The sequence below is a fragment of the Streptomyces sp. NPDC016677 genome (genome assembly GCF_055562815.1).
On the sequence record NZ_JBVHEO010000001.1, the window covers coordinates 546,385 to 566,025 of the forward strand.

The 19,641-nt window shown below is 71.7% G+C and carries 19 protein-coding genes; 12 read left to right on the forward strand and 7 right to left on the reverse strand.

Annotation, left to right across the window (positions count from 1 at the left end; translation table 11 throughout):
- Positions 1 to 252 precede the first annotated feature (252 nt).
- Both leuA and ACZ3IG_RS02400 read left to right on the forward strand, forming a co-directional pair.
- Complete coding sequence (gene leuA, locus ACZ3IG_RS02395) at positions 253 to 1,974, forward strand: 2-isopropylmalate synthase (protein ID WP_467428202.1); 1,722 nt, start codon at positions 253 to 255, stop codon at positions 1,972 to 1,974.
- Positions 1,975 to 2,159: 185 nt separating this feature from the next.
- Positions 2,160 to 2,858 (forward strand): TerB family tellurite resistance protein, encoded by a 699-nt coding sequence (locus ACZ3IG_RS02400; RefSeq protein ID WP_467428203.1) that lies wholly within the window; start codon positions 2,160 to 2,162, stop codon positions 2,856 to 2,858.
- Between the two features lie 25 nt (positions 2,859 to 2,883).
- Here ACZ3IG_RS02400 and ACZ3IG_RS02405 read toward each other — a convergent pair whose 3' ends face one another.
- Positions 2,884 to 3,450 (reverse strand): GNAT family N-acetyltransferase, encoded by a 567-nt coding sequence (locus ACZ3IG_RS02405; RefSeq protein WP_467428205.1) that lies wholly within the window; start codon positions 3,448 to 3,450, stop codon positions 2,884 to 2,886.
- A gap of 335 nt (positions 3,451 to 3,785) precedes the next feature.
- Between ACZ3IG_RS02405 and ACZ3IG_RS02410 the strand changes: the two genes are divergently transcribed.
- The 6 genes from ACZ3IG_RS02410 (at position 3,786) to ACZ3IG_RS02435 (ending at position 10,549) form a co-directional block, all read left to right on the forward strand.
- Positions 3,786 to 4,535, forward strand: a complete 750-nt coding sequence (locus ACZ3IG_RS02410) for an SCO2525 family SAM-dependent methyltransferase (protein WP_467428207.1) — start codon at positions 3,786 to 3,788, stop codon at positions 4,533 to 4,535.
- A 68-nt stretch (positions 4,536 to 4,603) separates the two neighbouring features.
- Complete coding sequence (locus tag ACZ3IG_RS02415) at positions 4,604 to 6,448, forward strand: SCO2524 family protein (protein ID WP_467428210.1); 1,845 nt, start codon at positions 4,604 to 4,606, stop codon at positions 6,446 to 6,448.
- A gap of 4 nt (positions 6,449 to 6,452) precedes the next feature.
- Entirely contained in the window at positions 6,453 to 7,370 is a 918-nt protein-coding gene (locus ACZ3IG_RS02420; protein WP_403541221.1) for an SCO2523 family variant P-loop protein, read from the forward strand.
- Positions 7,367 to 8,359 (forward strand): SCO2522 family protein, encoded by a 993-nt coding sequence (locus tag ACZ3IG_RS02425; protein WP_467428213.1) that lies wholly within the window; start codon positions 7,367 to 7,369, stop codon positions 8,357 to 8,359. Before ACZ3IG_RS02420 ends, ACZ3IG_RS02425 begins: the two co-directional genes overlap by 4 nt.
- Position 8,360: 1 nt before the next feature.
- The gene (locus ACZ3IG_RS02430) at positions 8,361 to 9,344 is read left to right on the forward strand and encodes an SCO2521 family protein (protein WP_467428215.1); all 984 of its coding nucleotides are present in this window, start codon (positions 8,361 to 8,363) and stop codon (positions 9,342 to 9,344) included.
- A gap of 74 nt (positions 9,345 to 9,418) precedes the next feature.
- Positions 9,419 to 10,549 carry a hypothetical protein gene (locus ACZ3IG_RS02435; RefSeq protein ID WP_467428217.1) on the forward strand — a complete coding sequence of 377 codons (1,131 nt, stop codon included), beginning with the start codon at positions 9,419 to 9,421 and terminating at the stop codon, positions 10,547 to 10,549.
- A gap of 46 nt (positions 10,550 to 10,595) precedes the next feature.
- Here the strand turns inward: ACZ3IG_RS02435 and ACZ3IG_RS02440 are convergent, their stop codons facing one another.
- On the reverse strand, positions 10,596 to 12,140 hold the full coding sequence (locus ACZ3IG_RS02440) for an alpha/beta hydrolase (RefSeq protein ID WP_467428218.1): 1,545 nt from the start codon (positions 12,138 to 12,140) through the stop codon (positions 10,596 to 10,598).
- A gap of 332 nt (positions 12,141 to 12,472) precedes the next feature.
- On the opposite strand from ACZ3IG_RS02440, the gene ACZ3IG_RS02445 reads away from it, so the two are divergent.
- Genes ACZ3IG_RS02445 through ACZ3IG_RS02455 form a run of 3 tightly spaced genes read left to right on the forward strand, consistent with a single transcriptional unit; the run spans position 12,473 to position 14,305 of the window.
- Complete coding sequence (locus tag ACZ3IG_RS02445) at positions 12,473 to 12,688, forward strand: hypothetical protein (RefSeq protein WP_467428219.1); 216 nt, start codon at positions 12,473 to 12,475, stop codon at positions 12,686 to 12,688.
- Between the two features lie 22 nt (positions 12,689 to 12,710).
- Positions 12,711 to 13,457, forward strand: coding sequence for a DNA repair protein RecO (gene recO / locus ACZ3IG_RS02450; RefSeq protein ID WP_215169164.1), 747 nt, complete (start codon positions 12,711 to 12,713; stop codon positions 13,455 to 13,457).
- 11 nt (positions 13,458 to 13,468) lie between these two features.
- On the forward strand, positions 13,469 to 14,305 hold the full coding sequence (locus ACZ3IG_RS02455; protein WP_467428221.1) for an isoprenyl transferase: 837 nt from the start codon (positions 13,469 to 13,471) through the stop codon (positions 14,303 to 14,305).
- A gap of 133 nt (positions 14,306 to 14,438) precedes the next feature.
- Here the strand turns inward: ACZ3IG_RS02455 and ACZ3IG_RS02460 are convergent, their stop codons facing one another.
- The 4 genes from ACZ3IG_RS02460 to ACZ3IG_RS02475 all read right to left on the reverse strand — a co-directional run bounded on the left by ACZ3IG_RS02460 (position 14,439) and on the right by ACZ3IG_RS02475 (position 17,614).
- Positions 14,439 to 14,846 carry a Fur family transcriptional regulator gene (locus ACZ3IG_RS02460; protein WP_467428223.1) on the reverse strand — a complete coding sequence of 136 codons (408 nt, stop codon included), beginning with the start codon at positions 14,844 to 14,846 and terminating at the stop codon, positions 14,439 to 14,441.
- A gap of 92 nt (positions 14,847 to 14,938) precedes the next feature.
- Positions 14,939 to 15,841 (reverse strand): metal ABC transporter permease, encoded by a 903-nt coding sequence (locus tag ACZ3IG_RS02465; protein ID WP_467428224.1) that lies wholly within the window; start codon positions 15,839 to 15,841, stop codon positions 14,939 to 14,941.
- Between the two features lie 5 nt (positions 15,842 to 15,846).
- A complete protein-coding gene (locus ACZ3IG_RS02470; RefSeq protein ID WP_467428225.1) occupies positions 15,847 to 16,617 on the reverse strand; it encodes a metal ABC transporter ATP-binding protein in 771 nt (256 codons plus the stop codon).
- A gap of 25 nt (positions 16,618 to 16,642) precedes the next feature.
- On the reverse strand, positions 16,643 to 17,614 hold the full coding sequence (locus tag ACZ3IG_RS02475) for a zinc ABC transporter substrate-binding protein (protein WP_467428227.1): 972 nt from the start codon (positions 17,612 to 17,614) through the stop codon (positions 16,643 to 16,645).
- A gap of 149 nt (positions 17,615 to 17,763) precedes the next feature.
- Between ACZ3IG_RS02475 and ACZ3IG_RS02480 the strand changes: the two genes are divergently transcribed.
- Positions 17,764 to 19,146, forward strand: a complete 1,383-nt coding sequence (locus tag ACZ3IG_RS02480; protein WP_467428228.1) for a glycine--tRNA ligase — start codon at positions 17,764 to 17,766, stop codon at positions 19,144 to 19,146.
- Between the two features lie 90 nt (positions 19,147 to 19,236).
- Here the strand turns inward: ACZ3IG_RS02480 and ACZ3IG_RS02485 are convergent, their stop codons facing one another.
- Positions 19,237 to 19,557, reverse strand: a complete 321-nt coding sequence (locus ACZ3IG_RS02485) for a hypothetical protein (protein ID WP_467428230.1) — start codon at positions 19,555 to 19,557, stop codon at positions 19,237 to 19,239.
- Between the last annotated feature and the right edge of the window lie 84 nt (positions 19,558 to 19,641).

Below are 19,641 nucleotides of genomic sequence, written 5' to 3' on the forward strand. Positions count from 1 at the left end.
CGCCCCTGAAGTGGTATGCGGCACTTTTTGTCCCGGTTCCCCCACGGGTCCCGCATACTGATACGGACCCGCGTATCCGGCACGGCTGGGCTAGGCTGCACAGCACCATGCGTTTCGGGCTGCTTCTCCTTAGCTGCCGCGGCGAGGGCCTGTAGTCGAGGCCGACTCCCTCCCCGCGGAGCTTCTGCGTTGCCGTCGGCCGTCCTTCCGGACTCGCGGACACCGCGGACACATCGAGGAGCCCACGCCATCATGGCCAACCGCCAGCAGCCCAGTTCCATGCCGATCCAGAAGTACCGCGGCTACGAGCAGGTTGACATCGCCGACCGCACCTGGCCGAACCAGCGCGTCACCAAGGCCCCCCGCTGGCTCTCCACCGACCTGCGCGACGGCAACCAGGCCCTGATCGACCCCATGTCGCCCGCCCGCAAGCGCGCGATGTTCGACCTGCTGGTGAAGATGGGCTACAAGGAGATCGAGGTCGGCTTCCCGGCCTCCGGCCAGACCGACTACGACTTCGTCCGCTCCATCATCGAGGACCCGGACGCCATCCCCGACGACGTCACCGTCTCCGTGCTGACCCAGGCCCGCGAGGACCTGATCGAGCGGACCGTGGAGTCGCTGCGGGGTGCCAAGCGGGCCACCGTCCACCTGTACAACGCGACCGCGCCGGTCTTCCGCCGGGTCGTCTTCCGCGGCTCCAAGGACGACATCAAGCAGATCGCCGTGGACGGCACCCGGCTGGTCATGGAGTACGCGGAGAAGCTGCTGGGCCCGGAGACGGTCTTCGGCTACCAGTACAGCCCGGAGATCTTCACCGACACCGAGCTGGACTTCGCCCTGGAGGTCTGCGAGGCGGTGATGGACGTCTACCAGCCCGGCCCGGACCGCGAGATCATCCTCAACCTGCCCGCGACCGTGGAGCGTTCGACGCCGTCCACGCACGCGGACCGCTTCGAGTGGATGCACCGCAACCTGTCCCGCCGCGAGCACGTGGTGCTCTCCGTCCACCCGCACAACGACCGCGGTACGGCGGTGGCGGCGGCCGAACTGGCCCTGATGGCCGGCGCCGACCGCGTCGAGGGCTGCCTGTTCGGGCAGGGCGAGCGCACCGGCAACGTCGACCTGGTCACCCTGGGCATGAACCTGTTCTCCCAGGGCGTCGACCCGCAGATCGACTTCTCCGACATCGACGAGATCCGCCGTACGTGGGAGTACTGCAACCAGATGGAGGTCCACCCGCGTCACCCGTACGTGGGCGACCTGGTCTACACGTCCTTCTCCGGCTCCCACCAGGACGCCATCAAGAAGGGCTTCGACGCGATGGAGGCCGACGCGAAGGCTCGTGGCGTCACCGTCGACGACCTCGAATGGGCCGTCCCCTACCTGCCGATCGACCCCAAGGACGTCGGCCGCTCCTACGAGGCGGTCATCCGGGTCAACTCGCAGTCCGGCAAGGGCGGCATCGCCTACGTCCTGAAGAACGACCACAAGCTGGACCTGCCGCGCCGGATGCAGATCGAGTTCTCGAAGATCATCCAGGCGAAGACGGACGCCGAGGGCGGGGAGATCACCCCGAAGGCGATCTGGGAGGTCTTCCAGGACGAGTACCTGCCCAACCCGGACAACGCCTGGGGGCGCATCCAGGTCAGGACCGGCCAGACGACCACCGACCGGGACGGCGTGGACACCCTCACCGTCGAGGCCACGGTCGACGGCGCCGACACCGTGCTGACCGGCTCCGGCAACGGCCCCATCTCGGCGTTCTTCGACGCCCTGGGGGCCGTCGGCATCGACGTACGGCTGCTGGACTACCAGGAGCACACGATGAGCGAGGGCGCCTCCGCGCAGGCCGCCTCGTACATCGAGTGCGCCATCGACGGCAGGGTTCTGTGGGGGATCGGAATCGACGCGAACACGACGCGCGCCTCGCTGAAGGCGGTCGTCTCCGCCGTCAACCGAGCGGCGCGCTGACCAGCCGGACCAGTGGTCCGCCGCCCCGCCTCCCCGCCGCGCGGGAGGCGGGGCGGCGTCGGGTACCGGCCATGTACGTGTGCGGGTCACGGAAAGGTCTCGTACGGGGTACTGACTCCGCGTCGGCGATGTGGCTAACATCACGCCAGTACGGCGATGTTGCCGTGCGGTTACGGAGGTGCGACGTGCTGCCTGGACGGGGACGGAACGGCCGAGCTGCCCGGCCGCCGCGCATCCTGGGGACCCGCACCGCGTGGACGGCCGTCGGCGACGGCGAGTTCTTCTGCCCCGCCTGCGGAGGAGACCGCAACTACCGGCGCCTCACCGGCCGCCGCCGGCTCGCCCTGCTCGGGATGCCCCTGCTGCCCCGCGGGGACACCGGTCCGGTCGTCGAGTGCGCGGCCTGCCGGCGCCACTTCGGCACCGACGTCCTCGACCACCCCACCACCACCCGCTTCTCCGCGATGCTCCGCGACGCCGTGCACACCGTCGCCCTCGCGGTGCTGGCCGCGGGCGGCACCTGTTCCCGTACGGCGCTGGCGGCGGCGGCCGGGGCGGTGCGCGCGGCGGGCTTCGAGGACTGCACCGAGGAGCGGCTGGAGGCGCTGGTCGAGGCGCTCGCGGCGGACACCGGGCGGATCCGGGGCGGACCCTGCGGGCCCGGCCTCGCCATAGAGCTGCACGAGGCGCTGGACCCGCTGGCCCCGCACCTCGCCGCCGGCGGCCGCGAGTCGGTCCTCCTCCAGGGCGCCCGCATCGCCCTCGCCGACGGCCCCTACACCCCCGCCGAACGCGACACCCTCGCCACCGTGGGCGCGGCCCTGACCATCTGCGCGCACGACGTGACCCGCCTGCTGGCGGCGGCGGCGCGGACGCCTTCCTGACCTCGCCCCTCCCGGACGGCGCGGCTCACTCCCGCGGGACCAGGTCGAGCCGCATCACCCGCCGGTGCATCCCCGGGCCGAAGTAGTCGCGCCGCAGGCCCTTGCCGGGGGGTTCGGGGCGGAAGTCCAGGGAGCGGTAGAGGCGGATCGCGGCGCGGTTGGAGGGTTCCACGGTGAGGCGGACCCGTTCGACGCCGGCGCCGCGCAGCCGTACCAGGATCTCCCGCATCAGCTCCCGCCCCAGCCCGTGCCGCCGCCGGTCCTGGGTCACGCACAGGCCCAGGATCCAGCTGTCCCGGTCCAGCGCCGTCGTGCCGGCCAGTACGTAGCCCCGCAGCCGGCCCCGGCCGTCGTCCAGGACCAGGAAGTGCTCGGCGTACATGTCGTACAGCTGGCGCAGCAGGAAACCGGGGTAGGCGACCTCTTGGAAGACCTCCTCGTCCAGCCGCCGCAATTCGGGCAGGTCGGTCTCCCGCGCCGTCCGCAGCACCAGCGTCCCCGGGCCCGGCGCGGCCCGTGGGTCCGGTACGCGGACGGGTGCCCTGAGCTGCCCGTGGCGATTGAGGAAACGTTCCAGCGGTTCGGCGGTCATGCCACCCCCCGGTCGGGATATTGCGGACGGAAGTCAACTCGGCGGCTGCGCGATTCACCCCTTGAGGGAATGCGGACCCGTGTGGCGGCCCGTGTCGGCTTCTGGCTAGAGTGTGCTGTCAACTGCCGCTGTGCAAGGGCGAGTTCGGGTGTGCGACGGTGCGCCCGACATGCGCCCGGCCGAAGAGGACTGGCGTATTCCGCGCTGGCCGCGCCCTAATGGGTGGCTTACCGTGCGAAATAAAGATGTGCCGTTTTCGTCCGTCGATGTCCCGGGGAGATCACGCGCACGGCACATGGTCGGTCGTAAGACGAATGGAAAGCGGCAGGGTGACTATGGATCGTAACGCCGACGCGCCTTGGTCGAAGTTCGATCCGGAGGCATATGTCGACGTCAATTATCGCACTCCACTCGACGTCGATCTGCTGATCCTGCGGTCGATGCGCGACCATTTCAGCCGCTGTTTCGGGGGAAACGTCCCGCAATCGGTACAGGGCGTCGACGTCGGCGCCGGTGCGAACATGTATCCGGCGCTGGCCATGCTTCCGTGGTGCGAGAAGATCGTACTGCTCGAATACGCGCAGCCGAACGTGGAGTATCTGGAACGGCAGACCACCGGGGGCGGGCTCGACGCGACGTGGGACGCGTTCTGGGACGTACTTCTGGAAAATCCGGCCTACCGCGGTGTCGACCCGGCCGGCCGGGTCGCCGAGATCGTCCGCGTCGAGCGCGCGAACCTCTTCGACCTGGGCGGCCGGCAGCGCTACGACCTGGGGACGATGTTCTTCGTCGCCGACTCGATGTCCGAATGCCCGCAGGAGTTCCGGCGGGGCGTGCGGTGTTTCATGAACACCTTGTCACCGGGCGCTCCGTTCGCCGCCGCGTTCATGAAGGAATCGGTCGGCTACCAGGTCGGCGACCAGCACTTCCCGGCCTATCGGGTGAACGAGGAGAGGGCCAGGGAGAGCCTCGCCCCGTTCGCCGCGGAACTGGAGATCCACGATCTCCACCAGGTGGTGCGAAAGGGACACGAGGGAATGCTGCTCGTGCTCGGCCGACGCAATTCCGTGGTAGCCGTTCCCTGAAACCACGGGAACGGGGACCATGGCTGCACACAGGACAAGGCAATGAGATCTGTGCGAGGGGTGCGGGGATGCAGATCAAGCCACGCCAGCATCTGCTGGACGTCTGGCGGGCGGTGGCCCGTTACTCGTTCGACAACGGGAAATACCTCATGGGGGACACCGGCGGACTGAGCAGCGTCGCGGACGCGGAACGCCTGCTCTGCCTGCTGTACCCGGCCACCGAGGTCCCCGCCTTCCGGCTGGACCAGCCGGACACCACCGACCGGGACGTCCTGCGCGTCCTGGAGGACGTCGGCGGCCGGCTGGAGATCCCCGCCAACCTGATCACCGCCCTGACCCAGTACATGCGGACCCACACCGGACCGGACGACAGCCCCGCCTTCTCCGGCGGGTACTACTTCAAACCGGCCGAACCCGGAGTCGAACTCACCCACCAGCAGGCCCAGTTGGGCGTGGTCGACTCCTACTCCATGTCCGTCACCCTCTGCCTGGCCACCCTCGGGTTCCTCAAGGTCTACGAGGGCACCACCACCCGGCCCGAGATCCACGCCGCCATCGGCGAGCTGAGAGAGGCCACCAACACCCGGCTCACCGCCGCGATGATCAGCCTGCTGCGCTCGTTCACGGTGAACGTCTTCGACTCCGAGTCCGAGCAGGGCAAGCGGCTGATCGAGGTCATCGGCCAGAACAGACAGTCCGACCGGAGCGTGCTCCAGCAGTTCGCCCGCCGGCTGCGCCCGCTGCGCGCCACGATCATCGAGAGCCTCACCCGCGGCATCCAGGTCGACGAGTCCATCCGCGACGAAAGCCAGCTCTTCGAGTGCGGCTGGGCCTGGGGCGTGGTGCGCGGCGCCCCGGAGGTCACCGGCCTCGACATACCGGTCCCCGGCCAGCCCGAGGGCATCGCCGACCGGCTGCCCTACGTGTACTTCACCGTCGTCGCCCTGGACGGCATCCAGGACCTCTTCTCCCACCGCACCCTCACCCTCGGCCTGCTCGACGAGGACCAGCAGAAGCTCGCCGAGATGCTGCGCCTGCGCTGGGAACTGAGCCAGCAGTACTGGTCGGCGATCGCCCGCTTCGGCGCCGACCGGTGGCCCCTGGAGGACCTGCCCTGGCAGACCACCGGCCTGCGCCTGGAGTCCGAGTACTTCTCCCTGACCGTCGCGGCCATCCTCGTGCACGACCTGGTCCGCCGGAACGCCACCGACGACGACCTCACCCGCACCGTCACCATCATGGAGCGCCTCGCCGACCGCGGCCGGGTCAACAGCCGGATGACCAAGGACGACCCCACGATCCGGCTCCACCACCCGGGCGTCACCATGCCGCTCGCCGGATCCGAACGCTCCGGCGGGCTCCTGCAGTGGCGGATGACGGACTACTCGGCCCAGCTCCTCAAGCGCACCGTCCAGCTCGCCATCCTCTCCCAGAACATCAACTCCCAGGGCCGTCTGCTGCGCCTGGCCGAGCAGACCTTCGAGCACCTGTGGCACCGGCGGATCAGGTCCGACGAGGGCGCCGACCTCTGGGACGACGTACGCGCCGTCTACCCGGACGCCCGCGGCGTCGACCGGCGGCTGTCCTGGAGCGTCACCGAGCGTGTCACCGAGTGCCTGGTCGCCGCCCGCAACCTGTACGAACAGCAGCCCATCCCCAGCGACGACCTGGCCCAGCTCGCCCGCGAACTGCTCAGCGAGGCCACCCACCTGTTCGGCAAGGAACAGCTCCAGGCCGCCGCCGGCGTCGGCGGCAACCGGGGCCGCGCGATGCGCAGCGTCGAGAACCGCCTCGACCGGGCCCGCGTCCTGGTCGACACCCAGCCCGCCACCGCCTTCGCCCTGGTCCTGCCGGTGCTCCAGGAACTCGACACCCTGGCCCAGGCCAGGGACGCCGGCGTGAAGGAGGGGTGAGCCGGTGCTCGTCTTCGCCGCCTCCGACAAGGGAGGCACCGGGCGCTCGGTGACCAGCGCCAACCTCGCCTACCAGCGCGCCCTGAACGGGGACCACGTCGCCTACGTGGACTTCGACTTCGGCTCGCCCACCGCCGCCGCCGTCTTCGACGTGCCCAGCGCCCTGCGCGGCACCGAGGCGCGGGGACTCCACTCCTACCTGGAGGGCGGCACCCCGGAGCCCGCCATGATCGACGTATGGCGGCAGACCGAGCACCCGCACCTGCACGCCTGGCCCAACCAGTCCGGCCGCCTGGTGCTGTTCCCCGGCGACCTCGGCGGCGGTGAGTTCGCCACCGACGACGACGCCCTGGAGCGCTGCGTCGACCTGCTGCTGCGGCTGAACGGCGAGTTCGACGTCATCATGGTCGACCTCAGCGCCGGCCGCAGCTACGCCGTCGACATGGCGCTGGCCGCCACCGCCCACCCCCGGATGCGCAACGTCCCCTTCCGCTGGCTGGTCTTCCACCGCTGGACCCGGCAGCACGTCATCGCCGCCTCCGGCCTGGTCCACCGCGAGCACGGCATCATCAAGGGCGGCGTCGAACGCGGCCACGACGAGAACGCGCTGCGGGCCGCCGTCCGGTTCGTACGGGCCGCCGTGCCCGACCCGGAGTCGGCCGTCTGGTCGCAGGGCTCGCCCGCGCAGGCCGCCTGGATGCAGTCCTGCGACGAGGCGCTGCGCCGGCTCGCCGCCGAGCACGCCATCGGCGACAGCGTCGTCCTCGGCGTCGTACCGCTGGAGCCCATCCTGCAGTGGCGCGAGCAGCTCATCACCGAGGAGGACGTCCTCGCCACACAGATAGCCAACAAGGAGACGCTGGAAGCGCTGGAGGAGATCGCCCGGCGGCTGACGGACGACGCGTACTGGGGGCTGCCGTGACCGAGCCCGCGCCCGTGTCCGCGACCGCGTCCGAGTCCGTGTTCCGGGAGACCGCCGCCGACCCGCGGACCCAGGCGGTCGGGCTGTCCCACCTCTCGCTGGAGCTGGGACACCTGTACATGGAGGACTTCGAGGCCGGACCCGGGCGGCTGCGGGACCACTTCGCCCGGGTGGCCCCCTGGGCCGGGGCCGCCCGCGCCGCTGCCGCGGCCATCGCCGGAAAACGCGCCCGGATCAGCACCTGCTTCCTGATCGACGACTACTTCGCCCGCTTCTCCAGCCCCGCCGAGATCGTCCCGCTCATCGTCGACGAGGCCGCGCGGGCCGGGCTGACCGTCGACTACCTGGCCCGCGAGTCCGGCTGCGCCGTCACCGGCAAGGTGCCGGTCGCCGAGGCGGTGGCCGGCCGCATCGTCGAGTCCCCGCCGCCCGGCAGCTACGGACTGCGCCCGCCCGCCGCGCAGACCGGCTGGCTGGCCAACGGCGAGCGCAGCCCGGTCGCCCGAGCCCCCCAGGCGATGAAGCGGGCCGCCCCCTGGGAGCCGCCCAAGGAGACCGCGGCCCGCCGCCACTCCGTCTTCCTGGACGTCGAACTGTGGAGTGACGACGCCGACGGCCACCGCCTGTGGTCCTGCCCCTTCCTCGCCGCCGTCTGGCAGCTCGCCCGCCTCGGCCTGCTGCGCAACGAGGGCGAGGCCGTCTTCGTCCCCGAGCGGCCGCCCGACGCCGGCTTCCCCGACGACTGGGACGAACTGCCCTCCCTGATCCGGCTCAACCCGCGCGCCGACCCCTTCGCCGCCTACCGGACCGCCTCCGTCCTGCCCAGCCGGTTCCTGCCCGTCGAGCACGCCGTCCGCGTCATCCTCGACCAGCTCGACGTGGACCACGGCGCCCTGCGCCAGGTCGCCGAACGCTCCGCCCGCGAGCACGCCGCCGTTCCCGACTCGGTCGCCGACCGCGTCTCCTACGTCTTCTACCCGGGACCCTGACATGGCGCGGCCCGAGGCCACCGCACCGGACGCCGTCCTCGCCTGCGGCGAGGTCCGCACCCGCCTGCTCCCCACCCGGCAGGCGCTCGACATCCGCACCGCCGCCCAGTTCCTCGCCCTGCGCGCCGACGAACGCGTGCTCGTCTCCGAACGGCCGGGCCTCTACGCGCGTTCCCCCCAGACCCTCACCGGCGTCGACTGCCCGCTGCCCAGCGCCAACGGCTCCCGCGTCCGCGCCGTCGGCACCGTCGCCGCGCGGGCCGCGCTCACCGAGGGCCGCGTCCTGCAGACCTCCGCCTGGTTCCGGCTGCCGCCCGCCGGACCCGACCGGCGCCGGCCCTGGGGCCAGTACCTGGTGCGGCCCGGCACGGTCGAGCCGTTCGGCAAGGCCCAGCCCGAGGCCGTCGCCGACGGCGTCCTGACCGGCGGGCGCCACGGCGACCTCGACGTCGGGCTGATCGCCGACGGCCTGCTCACCCGGCTGCTGCGCCACCCCCTGCTCGACCAGCGCCCGCCGCTGCGGTCCCGGCCCACCCGGCTGCGCTGGGCGGCCCTGCCCGCCGCCCCGGGCCAGGGCCCCGCCCTGGAGCGGTTCACCCTGGCCGAGGACGAGCTGCGCACCGTACGCCTCAGGGTGCCCGCGGGCACCCCGCCCGACCGGATCGCCGGGCTCTGCGACGACCTCGCCCTGCACGACTGGCTGCTGACCACCGTGGTCCACCTCCTCGACGGCGTACGGCTCGGCGCTCCGGAGCCGTCCGGCCGGCCCGCCGTCGTCCTGGCGCTGCGCCCCGCCGTCGACCACCTGCTGCACCTGTGGATGCCACGGGCCCGGGTGGCACCCGAACTGGCCCCGCTGTGGGAGACGCTCGAAGAACGGCCGGGCTTCACCCGGCAGTGGCAGGCGCTCGTACAGCGCATCCGCGACCAGCTCACCCTGCACGCGGTCCCCGCGCTGTACCGGGAGGTGGAACCGGCCCCCTGACGCCCGCCGCCCAGCCGCCCCCAGCACATCACCGCACCTCGATCCGAGCCCATCCCGACGGGGGGAGAAGCGAGATGAGCACGGCACAGTCACCTCGATCCGAGGAGTCCGGACCGCCGTCCGGGCCCCTGACCGCCCGGATACGGGCCCTCGGCCACCGACGTCCCGGCGCGGACGGCCTGTGGTCCCGCCGGCTGGCGGCCGGCCTGGTCGTCGGCGCCCTCGCCTGGGGCGTCGCCGCGCTGCTCGGCCCCGAGGTCGCGGTGGCGCGGCAGGCCACGGCCGCGCTGCTGTGCGCCGCCGCCGCGGTCGCCGTCCAGCACGTCCTCGGCCTGGACCGGCGGGTACGGGAACAGGAGCGCCGGACCCGCGGCGCGCCGGCCGAGACCGCCGCCGCGGTGCGGGAGGGGCTGCGGCGCCGAGACGACGAACTGGGCGCCGCCCTGGCCCGGGCCACCGAGGACCTGCGGCACCTGGTCGACACCCGGCTGCCCCCGGCCGGCCCGAAGGACGACGCCGCCCACCAGCTCCAGGTCCGTACCGACGCCGACGGCGTACCCGACCTGGCCCGCAGTTTCGCCGAGGTGCTCGCCCCGGGACCGGCGATCCTCGGCACGTTCGTCCGCATGGAGATGAAACGGGTGGTCTCCCACCTGTCGGACCTCACCAACCTGACCGCGGAGTGCCCCGGCGAGAACCACGACTGGATGCTCACCCTCACCCGCGCCGCCCAGCACTCCATCTGCGCCATCAGCACCTCCGTCGACCGCGAGTTCTGGAACAGCGAGCCCGCCAGCCGCTACCTCCAGGCCCAGAAGGAGGTCATCGAGGAGCGCGGCGTCCCGGTGAGCCGCCTCTTCCTGCTGCAGAGCGCCCGCGAACTCGACGACCGGCTGCTGCGCCTGTGCGACGAGCAGGAACTGCTGCGCATCGAGGTCCGCGTCGCCGTCCTGCCCGAACTCCCGCCGCACCTCCAGCGCGGCACCACCGACGACTTCATCGTCTACGACGAGGAGGTCACCTTCGAGATCGAGCAGGACCTGCGCGAGGTCAACGTCCGCACCCGGCTCAACGCCCGCCAGGACCACGTCCAGGACCGGATGAAACGGTTCCGGGAACTGTGGGAGGCGGGCATGAACCTCCGCGAGCTGGAGGTCCGGGTCGACGACGAGGAGGACGGCACCTGGATGGTCGACCGGGGCTGACCAGGGCTGACCAGGCTGCCCTGGGGGGGGGCGAACAGGCGGCGGCTCAGCGGCAGTACGTGTCGCCGTCCGGCCGCTCGCCGGCCGCCAGGAAGCGGGAGACCGCGGCGTCCCCGCAGGCGTTGCCGTGGGCCAGGTAGGCGCCGTGGCCGGTGGAGTCCACGGTGACCATGACCGCGCGCCGCCCGAGGGCCTCGCGCAGTTCGCGGGCGCCGGCGAGCGGGGTGGCGACGTCCCGCGCGTTCTGCACCAGCAGGACGTTCGACGGCCCCCGGCCGGTGACGCGCACCGGCTCCCGCTTCGGCGGGTAGGGCCAGGCGGCGCACCCCATCGCGTTGCGCGGCATGCCCGCCGTGAGCGGGTACCGCGTCCGGCTCTCGGTGACGTCCGCCTGGTACGCGGCGGCCGTCCGGGGCCAGGCGACGTCGTTGCAGACGGTCCCGAAGGTGACCGCGACGACGTTGTGCAGCGCCTCCTCGGAGGGGCCGGCCGGCACGGGCGGCACCGTGCCCGCGCGGGCGGCGTCCATCAGCTCGGCCAGCACCGGGTACCTGGCCGGCGCGTACAGGCTGTCCAGCATCGTCTGCCGCAGCACATTGCCGTTCAGCTCCGCCGGGGAGGCGCCCGGCCACGGCAGCGGCTCGCGGTCCAGCCGGGCGGCGAGCCTGAGGAACAGCGGCCGGACCTCGGCGGCCGTCCGCGCCACCCGGTGCTTCCCCGGCCGGGACGCCCACGCCGCGAAGTCGGGGAAGACGTCCTCCACGCCCCGCTCGTACCCGGCCAGCCAGGCGCGGGAGACCCGCTCGGGATCGGGGTCGTCGTTGCTGTCGAGGACGATCCGGTCGGTGCGGTGCGGGAACAGCTGACCGTAGACCGCGCCGACGTACGTCCCGTACGACACGCCCCACGCGGAGATCCGGCGCTCGCCGAGCGCGGCCCGCAGCAGGTCGATGTCGCGGGCCTCGGCGACCGTGCTCAGGTGCCGGATCAGCTCCCCGCCGCCCCGCGCGCAGGCGTCCGCCATGCGCACGGCGGTGGCGAGGTTGCCGTCGACCGACCCGTCCGGGGCGGGCCAGGGGCGGGTGACGGACGGGGCGAGGTCGGCGGGGTCCAGACCGCAGCTGACGGCGGTGGAGGGCGCCACACCGCGCGGGGCGAAGCCGATCAGGTCGTAGGCGTCCCGTACCTCCCGGGGCAGTCTCCGGCCCTTGCCGGAGGGGTCGTTCAGGCTGGAGCCGCCCGGTCCGCCGGGGATCAGCAGCAGGGAGCCGCGCCGGGCGGCCGGGTTCTCGCTGGGGATGCGGGAGACGGCGACGTCGACCGTCCGGCCGCCGGGGCCGGCGTGGTCCAGCGGGACCTTGAGCGTGGCGCACCGCTGCCGGGGGTCGAGGTCCGCCGCACCGGGGCACGCGGCCCAGGCGAGCGGGGCGGGGGCGGAGGTGGCGGACGTGGTCGCGGCGGCCGTCATGGGCGCGGTCGGGCCCAGCAGGACGGCGGCGGCGCCCACGAGGGCGGCGGCGCGCCGGACCCGTGGGGCAGCCGTGGCCCGCCTCGACCGGACGGTCCGCGTCGGGTGTGTGGTCTGCGTCATACGGGCAGAGTCGCCGAGACGGGCCGCGGTCCCCATCCCGGCAGCACCCGGTTCTCCCCGGGGGCAAACCCCCGCCACCGCACCCGATCGGGTCCCGCGCTCGAACACCGTCGGGTCCGGCCATCACATGCTCGAACGGTACGTTTCTGCATTCCCCGGCGGCCCTCCCGAACTCCCGTCCCGCCCACCGCACTTACGGCGCGCGACGGCTCCTCGGGGCAGGTGCTGAAACGTCACCTTGGGGAGACGGGGCGCGGAACCGAAAAACAGAGGGGGACCCGGTCGGACAACGATCGGCCCGGAGTGAAGGGGCCGAGGGAGCGGAGGACGCGGTGCTGGAACCCGTCGGTGCGTACGTCGTGGACACCCGGAACGGAAGGGTGGGGATCGTCATGGGGCACGAGGGACCGTACGTCCAGCTCCGGCCGTGCGGCGGCGGGCGGGAGTGGGACGCCGAACCGGGAGCGGTGCGCCGGGCGACGCCCGCCGAGCGGATCGGCGCGGGGACGGCGTACGTCAACGCCCGCAGCCGGGGCGAGGTGCCCTGAGGCGTGGGTGACAATGGGTGCCATGAGTCTGTTCCGCGACGACGGCATCGTGCTGCGCACCCAGAAGCTGGGTGAGGCGGACCGGATCATCACCCTGCTCACCCGCGGGCACGGCCGGGTGCGCGCCGTGGCCCGCGGCGTGCGGCGCACGAAGAGCAAGTTCGGTGCCCGGCTCGAACCCTTCTCCCACGTCGACGTGCAGTTCTTCGCGCGCGGCAGCGAGCTGGTCGGCCGCGGGCTGCCGCTGTGCACGCAGAGCGAGACCATCGCGCCGTACGGCGGCGGCATCGTCACCGACTACGCCCGGTACACCGCCGGGACGGCCATGCTGGAGACCGCCGAGCGGTTCACCGACCACGAGGGCGAGCCGGCCGTGCAGCAGTACCTGCTGCTGGTCGGCGCGCTGCGCACCCTCGCCCGCGGTGAGCACGCGCCCGGCCTGGTCCTGGACGCGTTCCTGCTGCGCTCCCTCGCGGTCAACGGGTACGCCCCGACCTTCGGGGACTGCGCGAAGTGCGGGATGCCGGGCCCGAACCGGTTCTTCTCGGTCGGATCGGGCGGATCCGTCTGCGCCGACTGCCGGGTGCCCGGCAGCGTCGTACCCTCGCCCCAGGCCCTGGAACTGCTCGGCGCGCTGCTTGCGGGAGACTGGGGCACGGCGGACGCGGCCGAGCCGCGGCACGTCCGGGAGGGCAGCGGACTGGTCTCCGCCTACCTGCACTGGCATCTGGAGCGGGGACTGCGCTCCCTGCGGTACGTCGAGAAGTAGGAGAACCTGACATGGCCGTACGCGGGATTCTGGGGCGTCAGCGCCGGGAGTACCGGACACCCGAGCCGCACCCGTCCGGCGCCCGGCCGCCGAAGCTCCCCGGGGAGCTGGTCCCGGAGCATGTGGCCATCGTCATGGACGGCAACGGCCGCTGGGCCAAGCAGCGCGGGCTGCCCCGCACCGAGGGCCACAAGGTCGGCGCCGAGCAGGTCATGGACGTGCTCCAGGGGGCCATCGAGATGGGCGTCGGGAGCATCTCCCTGTACGCCTTCTCCACCGAGAACTGGAAGCGCTCGCCCGAGGAGGTGCGCTTCCTGATGAACTTCAACCGCGACTTCATCCGCAAGTCCCGCGACACCCTCGACGGGCTGGGCGTGCGGGTGCGCTGGGTGGGCCGGATGCCCAAGCTGTGGAAGTCGGTCGCCAAGGAGTTGCAGGTCGCCCAGGAGCAGACCAAGGACAACGACCGGCTCACGCTCTACTTCTGCATGAACTACGGCGGCCGGGCCGAGATCGCCGACGCGGCGCAGGCCATCGCCGAGGAGGTGCGGGCCGGGCGGCTCGACCCGTCCAAGGTCACCGAGAAGACGGTCGCGAAGTACCTGTACTACCCGGACATGCCGGACGTCGACCTGTTCCTGCGCCCCAGCGGGGAGCAGCGCACCTCCAACTACCTGCTGTGGCAGAGCGCGTACGCGGAGATGGTCTTCCAGGACGTGCTGTGGCCGGACTTCGACCGCCGTGACCTGTGGCGCGCGTGCCTGGAGTTCGCCTCCCGGGACCGGCGCTTCGGCGGGGCGATCCCCAACGAGGAACTGCTCGCCATGGAGGGCCGTCAGCAGAGCTGACCTTCTTCGCCGCGCTTCCGCCTCATGGTCATGGACGTGAACATGGACATGGGGCGGGAAACGGGCGCGGACGCCGGCCGGCCGCGCGGTCCCGGACCGGCACCCGACCCGGGTGTGACGGACGGGGCGGAGGTCAGTGCGCGCAGTCCGCGCACGTACCGAAGATCTCCACGGTGTGCGCCACGTTGACGTAGCCGTGCTCGGCGGCGATGGCCTCCGCCCACTTCTCCACGGCGGGTCCCTCCACCTCGACGGCCTTGCCGCAGGTGCGGCAGACCAGGTGGTGATGGTGGTCGTCGCTGGAGCAGCGGCGGTAGACGGACTCGCCGTCGGCGGTGCGCAGGACGTCGACCTCGCCGGCGTCGGCGAGGGACTGCAGGGTGCGGTAGACGGTGGTGAGGCCGACCGAGTCGCCCTTGTGCTTGAGCATGTCGTGCAGTTCCTGGGCGCTGCGGAACTCCTCGACCTCCTGCAGAGCCGCCGACACGGCGGCGCGCTGCCGGGTGGCACGGCCCTTCACGGGTGGTCCTGCGGTGGTCACCGGTTGCCTCCTCACGTCTGCGCTGCCGGGGCCATTGTGCCAGCCCCGGCTGCCGTCGGTCGGACGCCGATCGGATGCCGGGCAGATACCGGTCATACGCCCACCTCGTCGCCCGCATCCCGCCCGGCCGGGATCCGGCACTCGGCGGGGTCGGCGGCGGCGTGCGCGGCGGCGGACGCCCGCGCGCGCCGCCGGGCCACCGGGGCGGCCAGCACGGTCAGCACGATGAACGCGCCGAGGGCGAGCAGCACGATCGTCGCGCCGGGCGGCACGTCCTGGTAGTACGAGGTGACCGTGCCGCCGAGGGTCGCCGCGACGCCGATCGCGACGGAGATCGCGAAGGTGGCGGCGAAGCTGCGGCTGAGCTGCTGGGCGGCGGCCACCGGGATCACCATCAGCGCGGAGACCAGCAGCAGGCCGACCACGCGCATGGCGACGGTGACGGTGACGGCGGCGGTGACGGCGGTCAGCAGGTTCAGCGCGCGCACCGGCAGCCCGGTGACCCGCGCGAACTCCTCGTCCTGGCTGACCGCGAAGAGCTGCCGGCGCAGGCCCACGGTGACCAGCACCACGAAGGCGGCCAGCAGGCAGATCGCGGTGACGTCCGACTCGCTCACCGTCGACAGCGAGCCGAAGAGGTACGAGGTGAGGTTGGCGTTGGAGCCGCCCGGGGCGAGGTTGATGAACATCACGCCGCCGGCCATGCCGCCGTAGAAGAGCATGGCGAGGGCGATGTCGCCGCGGGTGCGGCCGTACCAGCGGATCAGTTCCATCAGGACGGCGCCCAGCACGGAGACCAGGGTGGCCATCCACACCGGGGACCAGGAGAGCAGGAAGCCGAGGCCGACGCCGGTCATCGCGACGTGGCCGATGCCGTCGCCCATCAGGGCCTGGCGGCGCTGGGCGAGGTAGATGCCGATCGCGGGGGCGGTGACGCCGACCAGGACGGCGGCCAGCAGGGCCCGCTGCATGAAGGCGTAGTTCAGGATGTCCATGGCGGTCAGCTCAGCAGTCCGGTGCGGATCGGTTCGGCGCCCGAGGTGTCGTGCGGGTGGACGTGGTCGTGGCCGGGCAGGGCGTGCTGGCCGACCGCCTCGGGGGGCGGGCCGTCGTGCAGGACGCAGCCGTCGCGCAGGACGACGGCCCGGTCGATCAGGGGCTCCAGGGGGCCCAGCTCGTGCAGGACCAGCAGGACGGTCGTACCGGCCGCGGTCTGCTCCCGCAGGGTCTCGGCGAGCACCTCCTGGCTGGCCAGGTCGACGCCGGCCATCGGCTCGTCCATGATCAGCAGCTCGGGGTCGGAGGCGAGCGCGCGGGCGATCAGGACGCGCTGGTGCTGGCCGCCGGAGAGGGCGTTCACCGAGTCCTTGGCGCGGTCGGCCATGCCGACCAGGTCCAGGGCGCGGCGTACGGCCTGGTGGTCGGCCTTGCGCAGGACGCCGAAGCGGGCCCGGGACAGCCGCCCGGAGGAGACGACCTCGGTCACCGTGGCGGGCACGCCGCCGGCGGCCGTGGTGCGCTGCGGGACGTAGCCCACCCGCGCCCAGTCGCGGAACCGGCGCAGCGGGGTGCCGAACAGCTCGACCTCCCCGGCCGTCGCCGGCACCTGGCCGATGGCGGTGCGCACGGCGGTGGACTTGCCGGAGCCGTTCGCGCCGAGCAGCGCGACGACCTCACCGTGGCGGACGGCGAGGTCGATGCCCCGCAGGACGAGGCGCGAGCCCAGTTCGGCGCGGACGCCGCGCAGGGATATGACGGGCTCGTCGCTCACGAGGGCCTCCGTACGGTCGGAACGGTCACTTGGCGCCGAGGGCGGTCTTCAGCGCTTCGAGGTTGGACTGCATGACCTCGATGTAGTCCTCGCCCTTGGACTTGTCGGTGATGCCTTCGAGCGGGTCGAGGACATCGGTCTTCAGGTTCGCGTCCTCGGCGAGGGTCTTCGCGGTCTTGTCCGACACCAGTGTCTCGTAGAACACGGTGGTCACGCCGTCGGCCTTGGCCTCCTGCTGGAGCTCCCTGATCCGGGCGGGGCTGGGCTCGCTCTCCGGGTCGAGGCCGGTGATGGCCTCCTGGGTCAGGCCGTAGCGCTCGGCGAGGTAGCCGAAGGCGGCGTGGTTGGTGAAGAAGACCTTGGTGTCGGTGTTCTTCAGACCGTTCTCGTACGCCGTGTCCAGACCGTCGAGCTTGGTCGTCAGCGCGTCGGCGTTCTTCTTGTAGTCGGCGGCGTTGTCCGGGTCGGCCTTCTCCAGGGCCGTGGCGACGCCCTCGGCGATCTCGGCGTACCTGACCGGGTCGAGCCAGACGTGCGGGTCGAGGGTCGACTCCTCTTCCCCGGACTCGGCGTGCTCCTCCTCGCCCCCGTGGTCGTGCTCGACGTCGCCGTGGTTCTCCAGCTCGGTCAGCGTGGCCGCGTCGATCTTGGTCTTGACGTCGGACTGGGTGACCGCCTCGTCCACGGCGGGCTGCAGCGACTTCAGGTAGAGCACCGCGTCCGCCTCGCCCAGCTCGGCGGTCTGCTTGGTGCTCAGCTCCAGGTCGTGCGGCTCCTGGCCGGGCTCGGTGAGGGTGGTGACGTTCACGTGGTCCCCGCCGATCTGCTCGGCGAGGTACTGCATGGGGTAGAACGACGCGACGACGTCGAGCTTGCCGCCGCCGTCCCCGCCGCTCGCCTCCGCGCTGTCGCTGGAGCAGGCGGAGAGGGTGCCGAGGCCGAGAGCGGTGACCGCTGCGACCGCTATGCCGGATATAGGGCGTCGTCGTACGTTCATGACACTCATTTTCAACAAATCTGGAAACGATTGTCAACAAAGAGCGGAGCCGGGGCCGATTTGGTCGAGGGCCGGGCAACGCCGGTAACCTGAATCATTCGCTGGAAGCATCTCGCTTCGTCGCCCGTCGTCGTAATGAAGAGAGCACCGTGGCCGCCGACAAGATCGACACCATCGTCAGCCTGAGCAAGCGCCGTGGCTTCGTTTTCCCCTGTAGTGAGATCTACGGCGGCCAGCGTGCCGCCTGGGACTACGGCCCGCTCGGTGTCGAGCTCAAGGAGAACCTCAAGCGCCAGTGGTGGCGCTACATGGTCACGTCGCGCGAGGACGTCGTCGGCATCGACTCGTCCGTGATCCTCGCCCCCGAGGTCTGGGTCGCCTCCGGCCACGTCGCGACCTTCACCGACCCGCTGACCGAGTGCACCGCGTGCCACAAGCGGTTCCGCGCGGACCACCTGGAAGAGGCGTACGAGGAGAAGAAGGGCCGCGCCCCGGAGAACGGCCTCGCCGACGTCAACTGCCCCAACTGCGGCAACAAGGGCCAGTTCACCGAGCCCAAGCAGTTCTCGGGCCTGCTCTCCACCCACCTCGGCCCCACCCAGGACAGCGGCTCCGTCGCCTACCTGCGCCCCGAGACCGCGCAGGGCATCTTCACCAACTTCGGCCAGGTGCAGACCACCTCGCGCCGCAAGCCGCCGTTCGGCATCGCCCAGATGGGCAAGTCCTTCCGCAACGAGATCACGCCCGGCAACTTCATCTTCCGTACCCGCGAGTTCGAGCAGATGGAGATGGAGTTCTTCGTCAAGCCGGGCGAGGACGAGAAGTGGCAGGAGTACTGGATGGAGCAGCGCTGGAACTGGTACACCGGCCTCGGCCTGCGCGAGGAGAACATGCGGTGGTACGAGCACCCCAAGGAGAAGCTCTCCCACTACTCCAAGCGCACCGCCGACATCGAGTACCGCTTCCAGTTCGGCGGCAGCGAGTGGGGTGAGCTGGAGGGTGTCGCCAACCGCACCGACTACGACCTCGGCGCCCACTCCAAGGCGTCCGGCCAGGACCTCTCCTACTTCGACCAGGAGGCCGGCGAGCGCTGGACCCCGTACGTCATCGAGCCGGCGGCCGGTGTCGGCCGCGCGATGCTCGCCTTCCTGCTGGACGCCTACATCGAGGACGAGGCGCCCAACGCCAAGGGCAAGCTGGAGAAGCGCACCGTGCTGCGCCTCGACCACCGCCTCGCCCCGGTGAAGGTCGCGGTGCTGCCGCTGTCGCGCAACGCCGACCTGTCCCCGAAGGCCAAGGGCCTCGCCCAGGCGCTCCGGCAGAACTGGAACATCGACTTCGACGACGCCGGCGCCATCGGCCGCCGCTACCGCCGCCAGGACGAGATCGGCACGCCGTACTGCGTGACGGTCGACTTCGACACGCTGGAGGACAACGCGGTGACGGTGCGCGAGCGTGACTCCATGAAGCAGGAGCGCGTGTCGCTGGACCAGATCGAGGGGTACCTGGCGAGCCGCCTGGTCGGCTGCTGAGGTCCCTGCTTCCCGCGAACGCCGGATGAGCCGCAGGTGCGGCTCATCCGGCGTTCGGCTTTCGTGGCCCACGGGCGCTCGGGACCTGGCTCAGCCGATGACGCGCACGGACAGGGGGTTGTTGAAGGCCACCGCCTGGCCGGGAGGCAGATCGCCCGTGAAGTTGCCGCAGTTCGCGTTGAAGAAGTAACTCACCGTCTTGTCCGTGTTGTTGGCGAGCAGCTGGGCCCGGACCTGGAGGTTGAGGCAGACGTTGTCCGGCGGGTTGACGATCTGGAACTCCTGTCCCGAAGCGCTGAAGTACCGGATCGTTCCTGTGGCGGCCTGCGCGCTGGAGGTCAGGCCGACGGCCAGTGCGGCCGCGGTGCCGATCGCCAGGCCGAGTCTGCCCAGACGTGCGATGCGGGGCATGAGAGGTGTCTCCTTTCCCGGCGGCCCGGATCCTTCGTGTCCGAACCCGTCGGGGGAGGTGTTCCGCTGAGTGGCGTACTCCAA